Origin of the sequence: Bacillus cereus (genome assembly GCF_002564555.1) — a bacterium.
Classification (GTDB): domain Bacteria; phylum Bacillota; class Bacilli; order Bacillales; family Bacillaceae_G; genus Bacillus_A; species Bacillus_A cereus_K.
The window spans coordinates 293,410-310,777 of sequence record NZ_NUVD01000020.1; the positions used below are offsets into that span (position 1 = coordinate 293,410).

The following is a 17,368-nucleotide window of genomic DNA, read 5'->3' on the forward strand; positions in this document are numbered from 1 at the left end:
TTATCAATTTGTTTTTATTGTTTTTTCTTTTGACAGAAGCCCTTCTTCTGATATAATGGTGTAAGAGTGGCGAGGAGGGAGTAGTACCGAATGGAAGAAAGAATTGAACGAATTAAGAAGCAATTACATGCAGCGAGCTATAAATTAACACCGCAACGTGAAGCAACAGTTCGTGTGCTGCTAGAAAATGAAGAAGATCATTTAAGCGCAGAAGATGTTTACCTCCTTGTAAAAGAAAAGTCGCCAGAGATCGGATTAGCAACCGTCTATCGAACTTTAGAGTTATTATCTGAGTTAAAAGTTGTCGATAAGATTAACTTCGGAGACGGTGTTTCACGCTATGACTTACGCCAAGAAGGTGCACAGCGTTTTCACCATCATTTGATTTGTACACAATGTGGTGCTGTACAAGAAATACAAGAAGATTTACTTGGTGAAGTGGAGAAAAAAGTAGAACGAGACTGGAGCTTTAAGGTGAAAGATCATCGTTTAACATTCCATGGGATTTGTAAAAATTGTCAAGAAAATGAAACGGATGAAAAATAACCTTTTCCTATTTATCTAGGAAGAGGTTTTTTATTTGAATAAGGTATAAATTGGTGAAAGCTTGGCATATGTTGTAATAACTTATATTTTGGAGGAATTTACAATGCGCCGAGCTTTAAAATTAACTTTTGATGGAATAAAAGTATTTTTATTATTTACAAGTTGTACGATTTTGTTTTATTTCGCTATACTATGGGTAAATGAAGAATACGAAAGCTATCATCGTTATGAAAAGCCAAAAGAAGAGACTGTAGAAAAAGTATCAGGGAATGAAGAACCGGCAAAGGATGCTTTCGTAAATAGAATGATGTTTTTCTATGAAAATGGGGAGTAGTGTAGATTGGAAGATCAATTAAAAGATTTTATTCATTATATGGTTGTCGAAAAGGGATTAGCGAAAAATACAGTAGTATCTTATGAACGTGATTTAAAAAGCTATGTAAAGTATTTGCAAAACGTAGAACAGGCGAAAACCTTTCATGAAGTGACACGTTTGCACATTGTTAACTTTTTGCAGTATTTAAAAGAAAATGGGAAATCTTCGAAAACATTGGCACGCCATATTGCATCGATCCGTTCGTTTCATCAATTTTTACTACGTGAACGAGCGGTAGAGCACGATCCATCAGTACATATTGAAACGCCGCAAGGAGAACGGAAATTACCAAAAGTATTATCAGTCGATGAAGTAGAGGCGTTGCTTCAAACACCTAAAATGACAAGTGCTTTTGGAATTCGTGATAAGGCAATGCTAGAGTTACTGTATGCAACAGGGCTTCGTGTTTCAGAATTAATCGCATTAAATTTAGAAGATGTACATTTAACGATGGGATTTGTTCGTTGCATAGGGAAAGGGAATAAAGAAAGAATTATTCCACTTGGAAGTTTAGCGACGGAAGCGATTCAAAAGTATATTGAAAAAGGAAGAAGCGAATTGATGGGTAAAAAAGTAGTAGATGCACTCTTTTTAAACCATCATGGTAACCGATTATCAAGACAAGGGTTTTGGAAAATTTTAAAACGATTAGCGAAAGAAGCGAATATTGCAAAAGAGCTGACACCTCATACGTTGCGTCACTCTTTTGCTACGCATTTATTAGAAAATGGGGCAGACTTACGTGCTGTACAAGAGATGCTTGGACATGCAGATATTTCAACGACGCAAATCTATACGCACGTTTCAAAAACTAGATTAAAAGATGTATATAAACAGTTCCATCCAAGAGCGTAGTCATAGTTACTATGCTCTTTTTTCATAGATTTAAAGCCTTTTCACAAAAACTTCACAAACATTTCGTACATTGTTTTCAGTGGAAGGCTGGAATATTACAATGTATTTCCTCTATACTAAAGAAAGTATGAAGGAGGAAATGATGATGAAAAAACTTATTATGACGTTATTTATCGCGATGCTAGCATTGGCTGGCTGTAATACAAACAAAGAAGAACCTAAAAAAGAACAGAAACTGGAAGCTGTAAAAGTAGCAGTTCAAACGAATCCGAAAGAAATTAAACCTGGTGAAAAAACAGAAGTACAAGCACTTGTTACACAAGGAAAAGAAAAAGTAACGGATGCTGATGACGTAAAGTTTGAAATTTGGAAAGATGGCGACGAGAAACACGAGATGTTAGAGGGTAAGCATAAAGGAAAAGGTGTTTATGCAGTAGAGAAAACATTCGAAACGGATGGAGTATATCATGTTATTGCTCATACAAATGCGCGTGAAATGCATGTTATGCCAGAAGTAAAAGTGGCTGTAGGAAATGCAAAAGTAGAGGATACGAAAAAAGAAAATGGTGATCACAGTGCAGGACACGGTGAGCATAAAAGTGACACAATGATTCATCTTATGGCTGGTGACATAAAAGCAAATGCTGAATCAACTATGAAAGTTCATTTGAAGCAAAAAGAAGAAGCATTAACTGGTGCTGAAGTGCAACTTGAGATTTGGAAAGATGGAGTTGAAAAACACGAATTTATTCCAGCGAAAGAAGGGAATAAAGGAGAGTATGAAGTTAAACATACTTTTAAAGAAAACGGTGCTTACAAAGTGAAAGTACATGTAAGAAAAGGCGAACTGCATGAGCATAAAGAAGAAACAGTAGAAGTAAAATAAAAAGTAGCTCTTTAGAGCTGCTTTTTTATTTTTATATTACGAAATAAATCATAAAATAATTAGCACTTCTTTGCATAATGAATTACAATAGAAGTGTGAAGAAAATGAGAAATTCTACGAAAATGTATTAAAAAGAAAGCGTAAACATGTTATGATATCAATATCAGATGTCTGACATCTGACTTAGAAAAAACTAGAAATGTTTTTGAATCGTTTAGAGAAAACGAAATAGGTTAGAGAATGATTTAAAGAAGCACTGTTTGACAATGAGAACGAAAGATAATTCTTATGGATAACAGTTTCACTTTATAGCGTTTTGAACATACTACAAGAAGTAGAACTGAACTTATAGGAGGTCGCAGTTATGAATAAATATAAACGTATTTTCCTAGTCGTAATGGACTCTGTGGGGATCGGTGAAGCGCCAGATGCTGAACAATTTGGTGATTTAGGTTCTGACACAATTGGCCATATTGCTGAACATATGAATGGATTACAAATGCCAAACATGGTGAAGTTAGGTCTTGGTAATATTCGTGAAATGAAAGGAATCTCTAAAGTAGAGAAGCCGCTTGGATATTATACAAAAATGCAAGAAAAATCAACTGGTAAAGATACAATGACAGGTCACTGGGAAATCATGGGCCTTTACATTGATACACCATTCCAAGTGTTCCCAGAAGGTTTTCCGAAAGAGTTACTTGATGAGTTAGAGGCAAAAACAGGCCGAAAAATTATCGGGAATAAGCCAGCTTCTGGAACAGAGATTCTTGATGAGCTTGGTCAAGAGCAAATGGAAACAGGTTCTTTAATTGTTTACACTTCTGCTGATAGCGTATTACAAATTGCAGCACATGAAGAAGTAGTACCGCTTGAAGAGTTATATAAAATTTGTAAAATTGCACGTGAATTAACATTAGATGAGAAGTACATGGTAGGACGTGTTATCGCTCGTCCGTTCCTTGGAGAGCCAGGAAACTTCACACGTACACCAAATCGTCATGACTATGCATTAAAACCATTTGGTCGTACAGTAATGAATGAATTAAAAGATAGTGACTACGATGTTATTGCTATCGGTAAAATTTCTGATATTTATGATGGCGAAGGGGTAACGGAATCACTTCGTACGAAGTCTAACATGGATGGAATGGATAAGCTTGTAGATACATTAAACATGGACTTTACAGGTCTTAGCTTCTTAAACTTAGTTGACTTTGATGCATTATTCGGTCATCGCCGTGATCCACAAGGATATGGAGAAGCTCTGCAAGAATATGATGCACGTCTTCCAGAAGTATTCGAAAAGCTAAAAGAAGATGATTTACTATTAATTACAGCAGACCACGGTAATGATCCAGTTCACCACGGTACTGATCATACACGTGAATATGTACCGTTACTAGCATATAGCCCAAGCATGAAAGAAGGCGGACAAGAATTAGCACTTCGCCAAACATTTGCTGACATTGGTGCAACTGTAGCAGAAAACTTCGGTGTTAAAATGCCAGAATACGGAACAAGCTTCTTAAACGAGCTAAAGAAATAGGGGGATAAACAGATGAATCGTGAACTTATTACAAAATCAGCTTCATACTTAAAAGAGAAATTTCAAGAAACACCACAAGTAGGACTAATCCTTGGATCTGGACTAGGTGTATTAGCAGATGAAATCGAGAACGCAGTAACAGTACCTTACAGTGAAATCCCTGAATTCCCAGTATCAACTGTAGAAGGTCATGCAGGTCAATTAGTATTCGGTACACTTCAAGGTGTTACTGTAGTAGCAATGCAAGGGCGCTTCCATTTCTACGAAGGATATGACATGCAAAAAGTAACATTCCCAGTTCGTGTTATGAAAGAACTAGGTGTAGAAACAGTTGTTGTAACGAATGCAGCTGGTGGTGTAAATACATCATTTGAGCCAGGTGATCTTATGTTAATTTCAGATCACATTAACTTCATGGGTACGAACCCATTAATCGGACCAAATGATTCTGAAATGGGTGTACGTTTCCCTGATATGTCTACATCATATACGACAGAACTTCGCGAAATGGCGAAACAAGTTGCAGCGGACTTAAATATTAAAGTTCAAGAAGGTGTGTACGTTGGAATGACAGGTCCTGTATATGAAACACCTGCTGAAATTCGTATGCTTCGTACACTTGGCGGCGATGCAGTTGGTATGTCAACAGTACCTGAAGTAATTGTAGCTCGTCATGCAGGTATGAAAGTACTAGGTATTTCTTGTATTTCAAATATGGCCGCTGGTATTTTAGATCAGCCACTTCACCACGATGAAGTAATTGAAACGACAGAACGTGTTAAAGCTAATTTCTTAGCATTAGTAAAAGCAATTGTAAAACAAATGAAGGGGTGACTTCACGATGAGAATGGTGGACCTAATTGCAAAAAAACGTGATGGACATGCATTAACGACAGAAGAAATCAACTTTATCGTTGAAGGATATACAAATGGTGATATTCCTGATTATCAAGTAAGTTCACTTGCAATGGCAATTTTCTTCCAAGATATGAACGATCAAGAGCGTGCTGATTTAACGATGGCAATGGTAAATAGCGGTGATACAATTGACTTATCAGCTATTGAAGGGGTAAAAGTAGATAAGCATTCAACAGGTGGCGTTGGTGATACAACAACACTTGTATTAGGTCCATTAGTAGCTGCTTTAGGTGTACCAGTAGCGAAAATGTCTGGACGTGGTTTAGGGCATACGGGTGGTACAATTGATAAATTAGAAGCAGTTCCAGGATTCCATGTGGAAATTGAAAATGATGAATTCATGCGTCTTGTAAATGAAAATAAAATTGCTGTTATCGGTCAAAGTGGAAACTTAACACCTGCTGATAAAAAGCTATATGCGCTTCGTGATGTAACAGCGACAGTAAACTCAATTCCGCTTATTGCAAGCTCGATTATGAGTAAAAAAATTGCTGCTGGTGCAGATGCAATTGTTCTTGATGTAAAAACTGGAGCAGGTGCATTTATGAAAACGGATGAAGATGCAAAACGCTTAGCAGAAGCAATGGTACGCATCGGTAATAACGTGGGTCGTAATACGATGGCAGTTATTTCTGATATGAGCCAACCGCTTGGTGAAGCAATCGGTAACGCATTAGAAGTACAAGAGGCAATTGATACATTACAAGGTAAAGGACCAAAAGATTTAGAAGAGTTATGTTTAACGCTTGGAAGTCAAATGGTATACCTTGCTGGACAAGCTTCATCTTTAGAAGATGCACGTGAAAAGTTAATTGAAGTAATGAACAACGGTAAAGCGCTAGAATCATTTAAAACGTTCTTATCAGCGCAAGGCGGCGATGCATCTGTTGTTGATGATCCTTCTAAATTACCACAAGCACAATTTAAAATTGAAGTGGAAGCGAAAGAAGACGGATATGTATCAGAAATCGTTGCAGATGAAATCGGAACAGCAGCAATGCTTCTAGGAGCAGGACGTGCGACGAAGGAATCTGAAATTGATTTAGCGGTTGGTTTAATGCTTCGCAAAAAAGTAGGAGATAGCGTGAAAAAAGGTGACTCTCTTGTTACAATTTACGCAAACCGCGAAAATGTTGAAGACGTAAAAGCGAAAATTTATGAGAACATGAAAATCGCTAAAAACCATGTAGATGCGCCGACATTAGTGCACGGCATCGTTACTAAATAATAAAGATGAGCCAAGGAGTATTTCTCCTTGGCTTTTTTTACTATTTTTTGTTTATAATAATAGTGGGTGAAATTATGATTAGAATTTGTGCAATAACGAAAAACAATGAAGTTTTATATGACGTTTCGCTAGAAGAAACACAAAAAGAAAACATCGTATGGTATTGGCTTGATTTATATAAGCCGACGAAAGAAGAGTATATATATATTTTACAAGATCACTTCAAATTCCATCCCCTTGCGATTGAAGATTGTGTAGAGTATGTACAGAGGCCAAAGGTAGATTTTTATGATGGATATAACTTTTTAGTTCTCCATGCATTCGGAGAAGACGGATTAGAACCGCATGAAATCGATTTATTTGTTAGTGATCGATATATAGTCTCTTTCCACTTTTCTCATAACAATGCGATTGAAAGAGTATGGAAAACGCTCGGTGAGAAGAAACGTATTAAGAAGAGTCCTTTACATGTGGCACATACAATTATTGACCAAATTGTAGATGACTATTTTGCACCTGTTTATTACATTGAAGACCATTTAAATGCAATTGATGATAATTTAACTGGTGAAACAGCAGGAAGCGTATTAGAAGAGGTATTTGATATACGTGCAGATTTATCTAAGCTAAGGCGTACGATTATTCCAATGCGTGATTTATTATACCGTATTTTAAATTCAACTCGATTTTACGGTATAAGTGATCATGAGATTTATTTTAAAGATATACATGATCATTTACTTAAACTGACTGAAATGATTGAAGCGAGCCGAGAGTTAACGGCAGATATTAGAGATAGCTATTTTTCATTAAACTCGCACCATATGAATAATATTATGAAAACATTAACTGTTTTCTCAACTATTTTCATGCCATTAACATTTATTGCGGGAGTATACGGAATGAACTTTTCACATATGCCAGAGTTAGGCGGACAGTATAGCTATTTTATTTGCCTACTTATCATGGCACTAATTGGCGGCGGAATGATGGCTTGGTTTTATAAAAAAGGATGGTTTAAGTAAAAAAACACCGAGGAAAATCCTCGGTGTTTCTTACTTAACCAATAGCGTGTAATACAAACATGGCTAAGAATAAGCATGTAATGATATACATAGACGGTGCGACTTCTTTACGCTTTCCAAGAGCAACTTTTAAGATAGGATAAGCAATAAATCCGAACGCAATGCCATCAGCGATACTATATGTGAGCGGGATCATAACGATAATTAAAAACGCTGGAAATCCTTCTGAAAAGTCGTTCAGAGGAATTTGTTGAATGCTTGTAATCATCAGACCGCCAATAATAATTAAGATAGGTGCAATGGCACTATCAGGAATTAATTTGACAAACGGAAGTGCAAACAGTGATGCGAAGAATAACAACCCTGTAACGATAGACGTCAGACCTGTTTTTCCGCCTGCAGTAATACCTGCGGCACTCTCTACTGTTGAAACGGTAGGGCTTGTGCCAAATAGACCACATGTCATTGCTGAAATTGCATTTGCTTGGTAAGCACGTGGGAATTTACGGTCATCTTCTAATAAGCCGTGCAGTAGTCCCATGTTCTCAAAAATAAGCACCATGCTTAAGGAGAATGTTGCAATCCAAAATGGTAAGGAAGAAAGTTTCCCAAATGACATAGCTCCAAACACATCGCCGTAATTAGCGAATGAAAACGAACTCTGTCCCACTTGACTCGTATCAACAAGACCAAACAGCCATGCTATACCAGTTCCAATTGCAATTGTCCATAAAAAGTTTCCACGTACGTTACGCACAAATAGCACAAGTGCAATGATAAGAGTAAGTAATGTCGCAAGAACGACAGGACTACTTAATTTCCCCATTGCAACAGCAGTATTTGGATTCGAAACGACTAAACCACCTTTTTGCAATCCGATAAAAGCTAAAAACAACCCGATACCGACAGTGATCGCTTCCTTTAAAGACTTTGGAATCGATACCGAAAGTACGCGAGCAATCGGTGTAAAAGCAGCAATTGAAAAAATAATACCGGCGATAAAAACAGCTGCCAATGCTTCTTGCCAAGTTAAACCAAGCGTATGCACAGCAGTGTACGTGAAGAATGCATTTACACCCATACCAGGGACAAGAATAGCAGGTGCATTTGCCCAAAATGCCATTAATAGACATCCTACAAATGAACTAAAAACAGTTGCTAAAATTCCAGCTTCAAGCGGAATGCCAGCATCTGATAAGATTGACGCATTTACAATCATAATATATACGATTGTGAAAAATGACGTGACTCCAGCTAAAACTTCTTGTTTTGGTGATGTTTGGTGTGAATCTAATTTAAATGTTCTTTCAAGTATTCCTTTCATGTTAAACCTTCTTTTTCATATCCCTCTCCCACCCGTGATATCTCTTCTGTAAGAGCTCACCGACCTTTATTATATCAGAACATCATGTTTTTACAACAATAAAAATGATAACGGTTACTTACAAGTGAAATTACTTATAAATACGTAAAAATAGCTCGGATAGAAGATATGATTTCTAATTCTCCCGATTGAATGGGCGGGGCTGCTTGTGCATGTAAAGTAGCATAGGATGCAACCTCCCGTGGTAATTGAGCAGATTCTTCAACGAGTGAGAGGGGAACAGGATTAATGTTTAAATTGTATGTACTCGCAATAGCACGAGCTTTTTCAACTGCCTGGTGCAGAGCTTGGATGAGCGCTTGTTCATAATATTTATTTGGATGAGATATTCGAAAGCGTAATCCTTTTGCTACATTTGCACCATTTGAAACAGCTATATCATATACTTCCCCTGCCTTTTGTACATTTAAAACGGTAATTTCATACAAATGCTCCACGCGGTATCCCTGTAGTAATGCTTTATCATTTACATATTCGTATTGAGGAGTAATTGTATACGAAATGGTTTCGATATCTTTGTCGGCAATACCTAGTTGTTTCAGTGCATCCAGCAATTGTTTTGATTGCACTGCATTTTCTTCTTGCGCTTGTTTTACATTTTTACTATCTGTTCGAATTCCGAGTGTTAATATGACAACATTTGGCTTTGCTTTTACAATTCCTTCTCCTTGTACAGTAATAGTCGCTTCTTTACCGGTATTTGCCGTACGCACATTATGTAAGTACGGATTCATTCCACTTTGCATTTTCCATCACCATCCTTTTTTATATGTATATGTGTGAACAAAAAAGAAATTTGTATGAAAAAGTTACATAAATGCGAATGTTAAGGAAAGAAAGCATATACAACATGGGTATTTATAGATTATAATATGTGTAAATATGATAAAAAAGGGACGAGGCTAGTGAACGAAAACAGAGAAACACTGATTTTAGATTTATCCGTATCATTTAGAAAGATGATACGTTTATTACAAAATGATATTAATACACGTTTTTCAGAGCATATGCCATATAACGAATTCTCTGTATTACGTGCGTTATTTTTAAAAAGTCCACAGATGGCTTCGCAAATTGCGAGTGAAGTAAACGTAACCTCCAGTCATATTACAGCTGTAACAGATCGTCTTGTACGAAAAGGGTTTGTAGAAAGAAAACGTTCAAATTCAGACCGTCGTATCGTGTATCTAGAAATTACAGAACACGGAAGAGAAGTGACTGAGAAACTTGAAGCTGTGCGTAAAGAATATTATAAAGAGAAATTTAAAGGTTGGAGCGACCAAGAGATAGAAATGGTATTAGAACTATTTGGTCGCGTATTATAATAAATGAGGATAGGAAGCGAGGGCTTTCCTATCCTTTTTCTTTTGAATAAAAACATTTTGAAACTCCGATACTTTAATTAAACAGATCGGAGGAAAGATTATGAAATATATTGTTGCACTTACCATTTTTCTTGGAAGTTTTTTCTGCTTTCATACATTCATGTACGCCGATACCCCTATCCAAGTCGTGCAAAAAGAAGTGAAGTATATTGAAAACGATAATACTGTCTTATATTCGAAATTATGGGTCCGCTCCATGCAAAATGCAGTATTATTCCACCATAGCGATAACATTCGTAATCAAGACACATTGCGTAATGTAACAAGTTCATCGCTCGTTAAAGCGAAGCAGCTGCCTTTTAAGAAAGCATCCCTGTATATTCCAAGATTATCGCAATATGTATCAAAAACAGGAAAAGAAAATATTCAAGTGTATTACATTGCGGTGCGCTATAATGTGAAAAAAGAAAATGCGTATCAACTAAATGGCATGAACTATTTTCTGCAAGTGTTTCTGAAAGAGCGTGGGGAATGGAAAATTGCTGAAAGTGTAGTTGCACCGACAGAGCAAATTGTGAAAAATGGAGATGGATTTGGGATGAAAGAAGAGATGGTGTATGGAGATAGGAGAGAGAATGTGAAATAACCTCCTCATGGGGAGGAGGTTATTTTATTTGAAGTTCCAAGAGACCTTCAATTTTAATATTTTATATAGAAGGAAATAGCTAATTATGCTTGTTCCGAACAAACCAACGTAAAAATTAAGCAACGAATGGGTCCCGCCAATTATTAAACCGCCGCTAATTCCAATACAGAAAATAGCGCAGAACATAAATGTTTTTTGAAGCTTTGGATATAGTAAGAAACTCCCATTACGCTCATTGACTGAACGAACATATAAATATATACCGAGTGGTAATAAAAGAATTATATTAGCAATAGGTCCAATCAATGTTTTTGCCGGTGGAACCTTTGTAAAGTTTGGTCCGTTATGACGCACTCCATCTGAATCGGTATAAGGACTTTGTGGATCATAATTAAAGTGAATATCAAATTCTTCTGCTGGACTAGAGATACGTATGTTTTCCATCACATCATGTATATGGCCATTGTTCTCATGAAAGTCAGTGTTTGAGTGAACAGCAAAGACTCCTGATATAAGTGATGGAAGTAAAGCTGGGAAGATTAATATAGCTGCAGTGAGAAATCCTTGCGATATAATATTCCCTGTAATTGTACCTACACATAAGGCAAGTGTATAAATAGCGATTAATACAATTAACATGTATATAAAGTAACTATGAAATGGGGAGAATACTTGATATTTATTATGAAAAGTCAACTTTTTCATAATAGCAAATAGTCCCCAGTTTAAAACGACAACAGCGGCGATATTACAGATTCCAAACAACCATTTTGTTATATAAAGGTGTGAACGTTTAAATGGCATAGACCATAACAAGTCGCTAGAGTTATTTTGTCTTTCCCATCCGATTAACGTACAGGCCAGAATGATAAGTGCACCACCTTGAAAGATGACAGGGTCCATAAGTGATAAACCAAAATTGTAATGATATACATATTCACCTTCTTTTTGCATCTTCATAAGGGATTGTTGTTCAATCGATGCCAAATAGTATTTGTACAACAAATTGTAGAAGCTAACGAGCCAAAACAGCCACACAACATATTTACTTTGTTGATACGTTCTTAACCATAATGCTTTTTGAAACATAGGATCTCTCCTTTAAAAAACTTTATAATTTGTTAGTCGTGATAATACAACATAAGTAATGATTCCAGCGAGAAACAAACCGATATAGTAGTTAAATACGAAACTAAATTGATTTATTTTATAGCCGCCTAGTAATGCAAAGTAAATGGTTGTCCCCCATACCCATATTTTTAAATGTTTTTGGAAAATAAATATTTTTTGAGTGTTTTCATTTGGCGATCGTGTATATAAATATGTCCCAAGTAGTAAATAAAATATTGTATAGAAAATAGGGACTAACATTGATTTGGCTGAATAATACGTATAAGATGCTGGATCTCTTAAAGTAGTTGAATCGTTGTCCTGCTTTCGGTATTCTAGATCATAGTTATAATGAATAGAAAAGCGATAAATTGGTGCAACTACATTTGTTTTTTGATTGATTTCATAAAGTTGGTCATACAAGTTGTGATTTTTAATATCTGTAGCCTCTAAATGGTTTATCGTAAATGTGTACACTAGTGGAATAAATGTAAGCCCCATTAGTAGCCATGGAATACAAAAAGCGACTTGTGACACGATGCTTCCAGTAAAAGTACCGATGCATAGTGCGGCTGTATAGACTGCGACATAAGAAACAATTGCATAAAGAAAGTATCGGTGAAATGGACTAAATGATTGATAATCAAAATGAATAGTTGTTCTATAAATAACATACATAAGAATCCAATTGATAAGTAACGAGCTCACAATACAAAAGGAACCGAAAGCCCATTTAGATAAGAAGACATTCTTTCTTTTAAAAGGCATCGTCATAAGTAGTGTATTAGATTGGTTGCTACGTTCCCATCCTATCAATAAGCAGGCTAAAGCAATGATAAGAACAGTTAACCAAAAACTATTACCTTCCCCTGGCGAAAAGGCATAAAAATAATAATACTGTTTCCCTTTCTCTTGTAATTCGTAATATTCAGCGAGTTCCATCTGAGCACTTCTATAGTAGCCAAAAGATAACAAGTAAAGCGAACTAAAGAAGAAGAGTAAAACAGCATATTTCCCGCGCTTCCAATTCCACATCCACAACGCCTTATGAAACATACCCATCCTCCTCAAGTGTCGTAACGAAGACATCTTCAAGCGACATTGTTAATTCTTCAATGAGTATTGGTTGCTCTTTATAAAACTTCTCAAGCGTTGTAGCAACATTTCCTTCGATTAAGATTGTATATACTTTTCCTGTTTGATTTAATATTTTAATATTGCTTAAGTTTTCTAGTTTTTGAGGTAGTGATCGCTCATAAGCGACTTGAATTTTAGCAAATTGTGATTTTGCATCGTCTAGTGATGTAATAGAAGATATGGTATGGCCTTTTAATATAATGATTGTATCTGCAATTTGTTCAACTTCATCTAAATGATGAGTTGAGATGAAAATAGTAATCTCTTTTTCAGCAACTTCTCCAACGAGAAATTGGAGGATTTGTCTTTTAACGATAGGATCCAATCCGTTTGTCGGTTCATCTAAAATGATATATTCTGCTTTTGCAGCAACGGCTAAAATGATCGCAAGTAGTGCTTTCATTCCTTTTGAGTAACTACGAATTCGCTTGTTTGGTAAGTTGAAACGTTCTAGCAGTTCGTAGAAATAGGATTCATCAAATGCTGTATAAACAGCTTTATAAAACTTTACAATTTCTTTTACTGTATATCCGTTCAGTATGTTAGTAGAATCCGGAACATATACGATTTTTTGTTTCGTTTCAGGATGCTGATGAATATCTGTATCTTCGTATGTAACCGTTCCTACATCAGGGTCCAAAATGCCGACCATCGTTCGTAATAAAGTTGTTTTCCCCGCACCGTTTCTTCCGAGTAATCCGACGATACTACCTTTTTGCAATGTGAAAGAAACATTATCTAAAATCGTTTGATTATCAATTGTTTTCTTCAGGTTTGTTACTTTCAACATCTGTATTTCCTCCAATCTCTTTATAGTATGAATCTATCCAATCGTGAATTTTATCTTTCGTAATCCCAAGATAAGAGGCTTCTAGTAGTAATTGATGAAATTGCTTTTCAACCATAGCGATTTTCCTTTCGTCTAATGTTGGGGTAATCGATTGGGCTACAAATGTTCCTTTGCCTCGTAATGTTTCAATAATCCCTTGTCGCTCTAATTCTTGATACGCTTTACTAACTGTGTTTGGATTTATAACGAGTAAAGAAGCAAGCTCGCGTACAGAAGGAAGCTTATCACTTGGAGCTAACATGTTTTTTAATACGAGTTCTTTTATGTTTTGAACAATTTGTTCCCATATCGGAGTGTTGCTTCTTGGATCAAGTTGAATATGCAAGAGCAATGTCTCCTTCCTGATGAATATTAAGTGTACTAATGTGTGTAATACACTTAATACAATATCGGCAATGAATTTATTTGTCAACTGAAATTAATAGAAAAATATGGTATTAAAAATTATTAAATTGGAAAAAATAGGTTTGATATAGAATGGAGGGTTAGTCATGAAGCGAGTTTTTGGAATACTTGTTTGTTTCATGTTATTGCTTTCTGGTACTTCAGTTAGTTTTGCACAATCTGAGAAAACGAAGCAGGAGAAAACAGAAGGAACCGCGCCGAAGTTAGCGGAACAAGCGTCGTCAGCAATTGTAATTGAGCAAGATACCGGTAAAGTTTTGTTTGAGAAAAATCCGAATGAAAAGTTACCACCTGCTAGTATGACGAAGATTATGACAATGCTATTAATTATGGAACAAGTTGAAAAAGGAAAATTAAAACTGACCGATAAAGTTAGAGCGAGTGAACACGCAGCTTCAATGGGTGGATCACAAATCTTTTTAGAGCCTGGGGAAGAGATGACCGTAAATGAAATGCTAAAGGGCATTGCAATTGCATCTGGAAATGACGCGTCTGTTGCAGTAGCAGAGCATATCGCTGGTTCAGAAGAAGGCTTTGTAAATATGATGAACAAAAAAGCGAAAGATTTAGGATTGAAAAATACTCATTTTCAAAATCCAACAGGTCTTCCAGCAAAAGATCATTATTCCACAGCAAACGATATGGCTATTATGGCGAAAGAATTGATGAAATATCCTCTTATTCGCAAATATACAGGTAAATATGAAGATTATTTACGTGAAAATACGGATAAGAAGTTTTGGCTCGTTAACACGAATAAGTTAGTACGTTTTTACCCTGGAGTAGATGGAGTGAAAACGGGCTTTACGACAGAAGCGAAATATTGTTTAACAGCATCAGCTGAAAAGAATGGAATGCGTGTTATTTCAGTTGTTATGGGTGCACCTACATCAAAAGAGCGGAACAATCAGGTGACGAAGCTGCTTGACTATGCATTTGGACAATATATGACAAAGAAATTGTATACGCGCGGTGAAAAAATTAAGACTGTACAAGTAGGAAAAGGTAAAAAAGAAAAAGTAGATTTAGTTGCGTCAGACAATGTGTCTCTTCTTATGAAGAAGGGCGAAAATATGGACAAAGTAAAACAAGAAGTAGTCGCTGAAAAGAAAGTAAAGGCACCGATTAAAAAGGGTGATGCACTTGGTACACTTGTTATTAAAAAGGACAAAGATGTTTTATTAAAACAAACAATTGTAGCCAAAGAAGATGTTGACGCAGCGAGCTGGTGGGAGTTATTTAAGAGAAGTTTTGGGATGTTTTCAACATCAAAATAGCGGCAAAAAATTTGCCGCTTTTCTGTTCGTATGTAACGGAATAATTGCTGAAAGGTTTCACATTATGGCGAAATAGTACTTCTTTTGTCAGTAGGAAGGATTCTTATTTCCTGTCACGAAAATCTATATGTATGCTAATGAGTAAAGTTTGAGCATAAGGAGGAAATCGTGTGAGTCTTTCCATGCAATTAGAAGTAAAGCGTGACGTCTTATGTGTGAGGCTAGCGGGTGAATTAGATCATCATACTGCTGAAGAGTTGCGAACGAAAGTAACAGATATGATTGAGACCCATGGTGTTCATCATATTGTTTTGAGCCTAGAGAACTTATCATTTATGGATAGTTCTGGTTTAGGTGTTATATTAGGCCGATATAAACATGTAAAGGGATTAGGTGGAGAAATGGTTGTTTGTGCAATTTCACCGCCTGTTAAGCGTTTGTTTGAAATGTCAGGTCTATTCAAAATTGTTCGTTTAGAAGAAAGTGAAGCGCATGCGCTCGCGACGTTGGGGGTGGCATAAATGAGAAATGAAATGAACCTTCAATTTTCAGCATTAAGTCAAAATGAATCATTCGCTCGTGTTACAGTAGCTGCTTTCATTGCACAATTAGATCCAACAATGGAAGAACTAACAGAAATTAAAACGGTTGTGTCTGAAGCGGTTACAAATTCAATTATTCATGGATACGAAGGAAATGCAGAAGGTGTTGTTTATATTTCGGTGATTTTGGAAGAAGCAATGGTGAAACTCACGATTCGAGATGAGGGGATTGGTATTTATAATTTAGATGAAGCAAGACAACCCCTTTTTACAACTAAACCTGAATTAGAGCGTTCGGGAATGGGATTTACTATCATGGAAAATTTTATGGATGAAGTAGAAGTTATTTCAAACGAATCTTTCGGGACAACAATCCATTTGACAAAATACTTATCAAATAGTAACGCTCTATGCAATTAAGGAGAATAGCCTATGGACATAGAGGTCAAAAATGAGAAGAAGAAACCTCAGTTAAAGGACCACGAGCTAAAAGCGTTAATTCAAAAAAGTCAAGATGGAGATCAACAAGCAAGAGACACAATCGTTCAAAGTAATATGCGTCTCGTATGGTCGGTTGTGCAGCGGTTTTTGAATCGAGGATACGAACCAGACGATTTATTTCAAATTGGATGTATTGGGCTCTTAAAATCGGTAGATAAATTTGATTTATCTTTCGACGTGAAATTTTCAACCTATGCAGTTCCAATGATTATTGGAGAAATTCAACGATTTTTACGTGACGATGGATCAGTGAAAGTAAGTAGATCTTTAAAAGAAACAGGAAACAAAGTTCGAAAGATGAGAGATGAGCTTTCGAAAGAATTCGGAAGGGCACCAACGATTAATGAAGTAGCAGAGGCGCTAGAACTAACGCCAGAAGAAGTTGTTCTGGCGCAAGAAGCGAGTCGTGCACCTTCATCTATACATGAAACTGTGTATGAAAACGATGGAGATCCAATTACCATTTTAGATCAAATTGCAGATCAATCTGAAACGAAATGGTTTGATAAAATTGCTTTAAAAGAAGCGATTAGAGAATTGGATGAGCGAGAACGTTTAATTGTATACTTACGTTATTATAAAGACCAAACGCAATCAGAAGTAGCAGAGCGTATTGGTATTTCACAAGTACAAGTTTCCAGACTTGAAAAGAAAATATTAAAACAGATGAAAGATCGAATAGATGAATGATTATCTATTCGATTTTTTTATGATTTTAATAGGTAGATTTTTAATTTTCATAAAAAATAACAGAATTTATTGAAAATTTAGTAATTTTAAAATATAATCCAAGTATGAACTTGTCACA

At 36.0% G+C, this 17,368-nt stretch carries 20 protein-coding genes; 14 read left to right on the forward strand and 6 right to left on the reverse strand.

The features are described from left to right. Positions 1 to 90 precede the first annotated feature (90 nt). The 8 genes from fur to corA all read left to right on the forward strand — a co-directional run bounded on the left by fur (position 91) and on the right by corA (position 7,383). Positions 91 to 546 carry a ferric iron uptake transcriptional regulator gene (gene fur, locus COI75_RS11995; protein WP_000392653.1) on the forward strand — a complete coding sequence of 152 codons (456 nt, stop codon included), beginning with the start codon at positions 91 to 93 and terminating at the stop codon, positions 544 to 546. 103 nt (positions 547 to 649) lie between these two features. Then, positions 650 to 880, forward strand: coding sequence for a YqzK family protein (locus COI75_RS12000; protein WP_001250434.1), 231 nt, complete (start codon positions 650 to 652; stop codon positions 878 to 880). A gap of 6 nt (positions 881 to 886) precedes the next feature. Then, positions 887 to 1,777, forward strand: coding sequence for a site-specific tyrosine recombinase XerD (gene xerD, locus COI75_RS12005; RefSeq protein ID WP_000390085.1), 891 nt, complete (start codon positions 887 to 889; stop codon positions 1,775 to 1,777). Between the two features lie 142 nt (positions 1,778 to 1,919). Continuing rightward, entirely contained in the window at positions 1,920 to 2,663 is a 744-nt protein-coding gene (locus tag COI75_RS12010) for a FixH family protein (RefSeq protein ID WP_002095340.1), read from the forward strand. Positions 2,664 to 3,027: 364 nt separating this feature from the next. After that, positions 3,028 to 4,212, forward strand: a complete 1,185-nt coding sequence (gene deoB, locus COI75_RS12015) for a phosphopentomutase (RefSeq protein ID WP_001046071.1) — start codon at positions 3,028 to 3,030, stop codon at positions 4,210 to 4,212. A gap of 12 nt (positions 4,213 to 4,224) precedes the next feature. Further along, positions 4,225 to 5,046, forward strand: a complete 822-nt coding sequence (locus COI75_RS12020) for a purine-nucleoside phosphorylase (protein WP_001078444.1) — start codon at positions 4,225 to 4,227, stop codon at positions 5,044 to 5,046. A gap of 7 nt (positions 5,047 to 5,053) precedes the next feature. Continuing rightward, positions 5,054 to 6,358, forward strand: a complete 1,305-nt coding sequence (locus tag COI75_RS12025; protein WP_001243076.1) for a pyrimidine-nucleoside phosphorylase — start codon at positions 5,054 to 5,056, stop codon at positions 6,356 to 6,358. Positions 6,359 to 6,420: 62 nt separating this feature from the next. After that, positions 6,421 to 7,383, forward strand: a complete 963-nt coding sequence (gene corA, locus COI75_RS12030; RefSeq protein WP_141532073.1) for a magnesium/cobalt transporter CorA — start codon at positions 6,421 to 6,423, stop codon at positions 7,381 to 7,383. A 34-nt stretch (positions 7,384 to 7,417) separates the two neighbouring features. On the opposite strand, the gene COI75_RS12035 is transcribed toward corA, so the two are convergent. Together COI75_RS12035 and COI75_RS12040 are read right to left on the reverse strand one after the other, a co-directional pair. After that, on the reverse strand, positions 7,418 to 8,707 hold the full coding sequence (locus COI75_RS12035; protein WP_000676231.1) for an NCS2 family permease: 1,290 nt from the start codon (positions 8,705 to 8,707) through the stop codon (positions 7,418 to 7,420). Positions 8,708 to 8,841: 134 nt separating this feature from the next. Continuing rightward, positions 8,842 to 9,513, reverse strand: coding sequence for an SIMPL domain-containing protein (locus COI75_RS12040; protein WP_001190570.1), 672 nt, complete (start codon positions 9,511 to 9,513; stop codon positions 8,842 to 8,844). A gap of 159 nt (positions 9,514 to 9,672) precedes the next feature. Between COI75_RS12040 and COI75_RS12045 the strand changes: the two genes are divergently transcribed. Both COI75_RS12045 and COI75_RS12055 read left to right on the forward strand, forming a co-directional pair. Beyond that, positions 9,673 to 10,092 carry a MarR family winged helix-turn-helix transcriptional regulator gene (locus tag COI75_RS12045; protein WP_001004996.1) on the forward strand — a complete coding sequence of 140 codons (420 nt, stop codon included), beginning with the start codon at positions 9,673 to 9,675 and terminating at the stop codon, positions 10,090 to 10,092. A 100-nt stretch (positions 10,093 to 10,192) separates the two neighbouring features. Further along, positions 10,193 to 10,738, forward strand: coding sequence for a hypothetical protein (locus COI75_RS12055; RefSeq protein WP_000875263.1), 546 nt, complete (start codon positions 10,193 to 10,195; stop codon positions 10,736 to 10,738). Positions 10,739 to 10,762: 24 nt separating this feature from the next. On the opposite strand, the gene COI75_RS12060 is transcribed toward COI75_RS12055, so the two are convergent. The 4 genes from COI75_RS12060 to COI75_RS12075 are packed head-to-tail and all read right to left on the reverse strand — an operon-like array spanning position 10,763 to position 14,160. After that, positions 10,763 to 11,827, reverse strand: a complete 1,065-nt coding sequence (locus tag COI75_RS12060) for an ABC transporter permease subunit (RefSeq protein WP_000486537.1) — start codon at positions 11,825 to 11,827, stop codon at positions 10,763 to 10,765. A 12-nt stretch (positions 11,828 to 11,839) separates the two neighbouring features. Beyond that, a complete protein-coding gene (locus COI75_RS12065) occupies positions 11,840 to 12,904 on the reverse strand; it encodes an ABC transporter permease (protein ID WP_000468544.1) in 1,065 nt (354 codons plus the stop codon). Next, the gene (locus tag COI75_RS12070) at positions 12,894 to 13,775 is read right to left on the reverse strand and encodes an ABC transporter ATP-binding protein (protein ID WP_000922114.1); all 882 of its coding nucleotides are present in this window, start codon (positions 13,773 to 13,775) and stop codon (positions 12,894 to 12,896) included. Before COI75_RS12070 ends, COI75_RS12065 begins: the two co-directional genes overlap by 11 nt. Further along, on the reverse strand, positions 13,741 to 14,160 hold the full coding sequence (locus COI75_RS12075; protein ID WP_000548023.1) for a GntR family transcriptional regulator: 420 nt from the start codon (positions 14,158 to 14,160) through the stop codon (positions 13,741 to 13,743). Before COI75_RS12075 ends, COI75_RS12070 begins: the two co-directional genes overlap by 35 nt. Positions 14,161 to 14,326: 166 nt before the next feature. Here COI75_RS12075 and dacF point away from each other — a divergent pair, with 166 nt between their 5' ends. From dacF to sigF, 4 genes are all read left to right on the forward strand, one after another. After that, entirely contained in the window at positions 14,327 to 15,517 is a 1,191-nt protein-coding gene (gene dacF / locus COI75_RS12085; RefSeq protein ID WP_000832005.1) for a serine-type D-Ala-D-Ala carboxypeptidase DacF, read from the forward strand. Positions 15,518 to 15,687: 170 nt separating this feature from the next. Beyond that, a complete protein-coding gene (spoIIAA, locus tag COI75_RS12090; protein ID WP_000059133.1) occupies positions 15,688 to 16,038 on the forward strand; it encodes an anti-sigma F factor antagonist in 351 nt (116 codons plus the stop codon). Continuing rightward, positions 16,039 to 16,479, forward strand: a complete 441-nt coding sequence (gene spoIIAB, locus COI75_RS12095; protein WP_001243402.1) for an anti-sigma F factor — start codon at positions 16,039 to 16,041, stop codon at positions 16,477 to 16,479. 12 nt (positions 16,480 to 16,491) lie between these two features. Continuing rightward, positions 16,492 to 17,250 carry an RNA polymerase sporulation sigma factor SigF gene (sigF, locus tag COI75_RS12100; RefSeq protein WP_000350730.1) on the forward strand — a complete coding sequence of 253 codons (759 nt, stop codon included), beginning with the start codon at positions 16,492 to 16,494 and terminating at the stop codon, positions 17,248 to 17,250. The last annotated feature ends 118 nt before the right edge of the window (positions 17,251 to 17,368 follow it).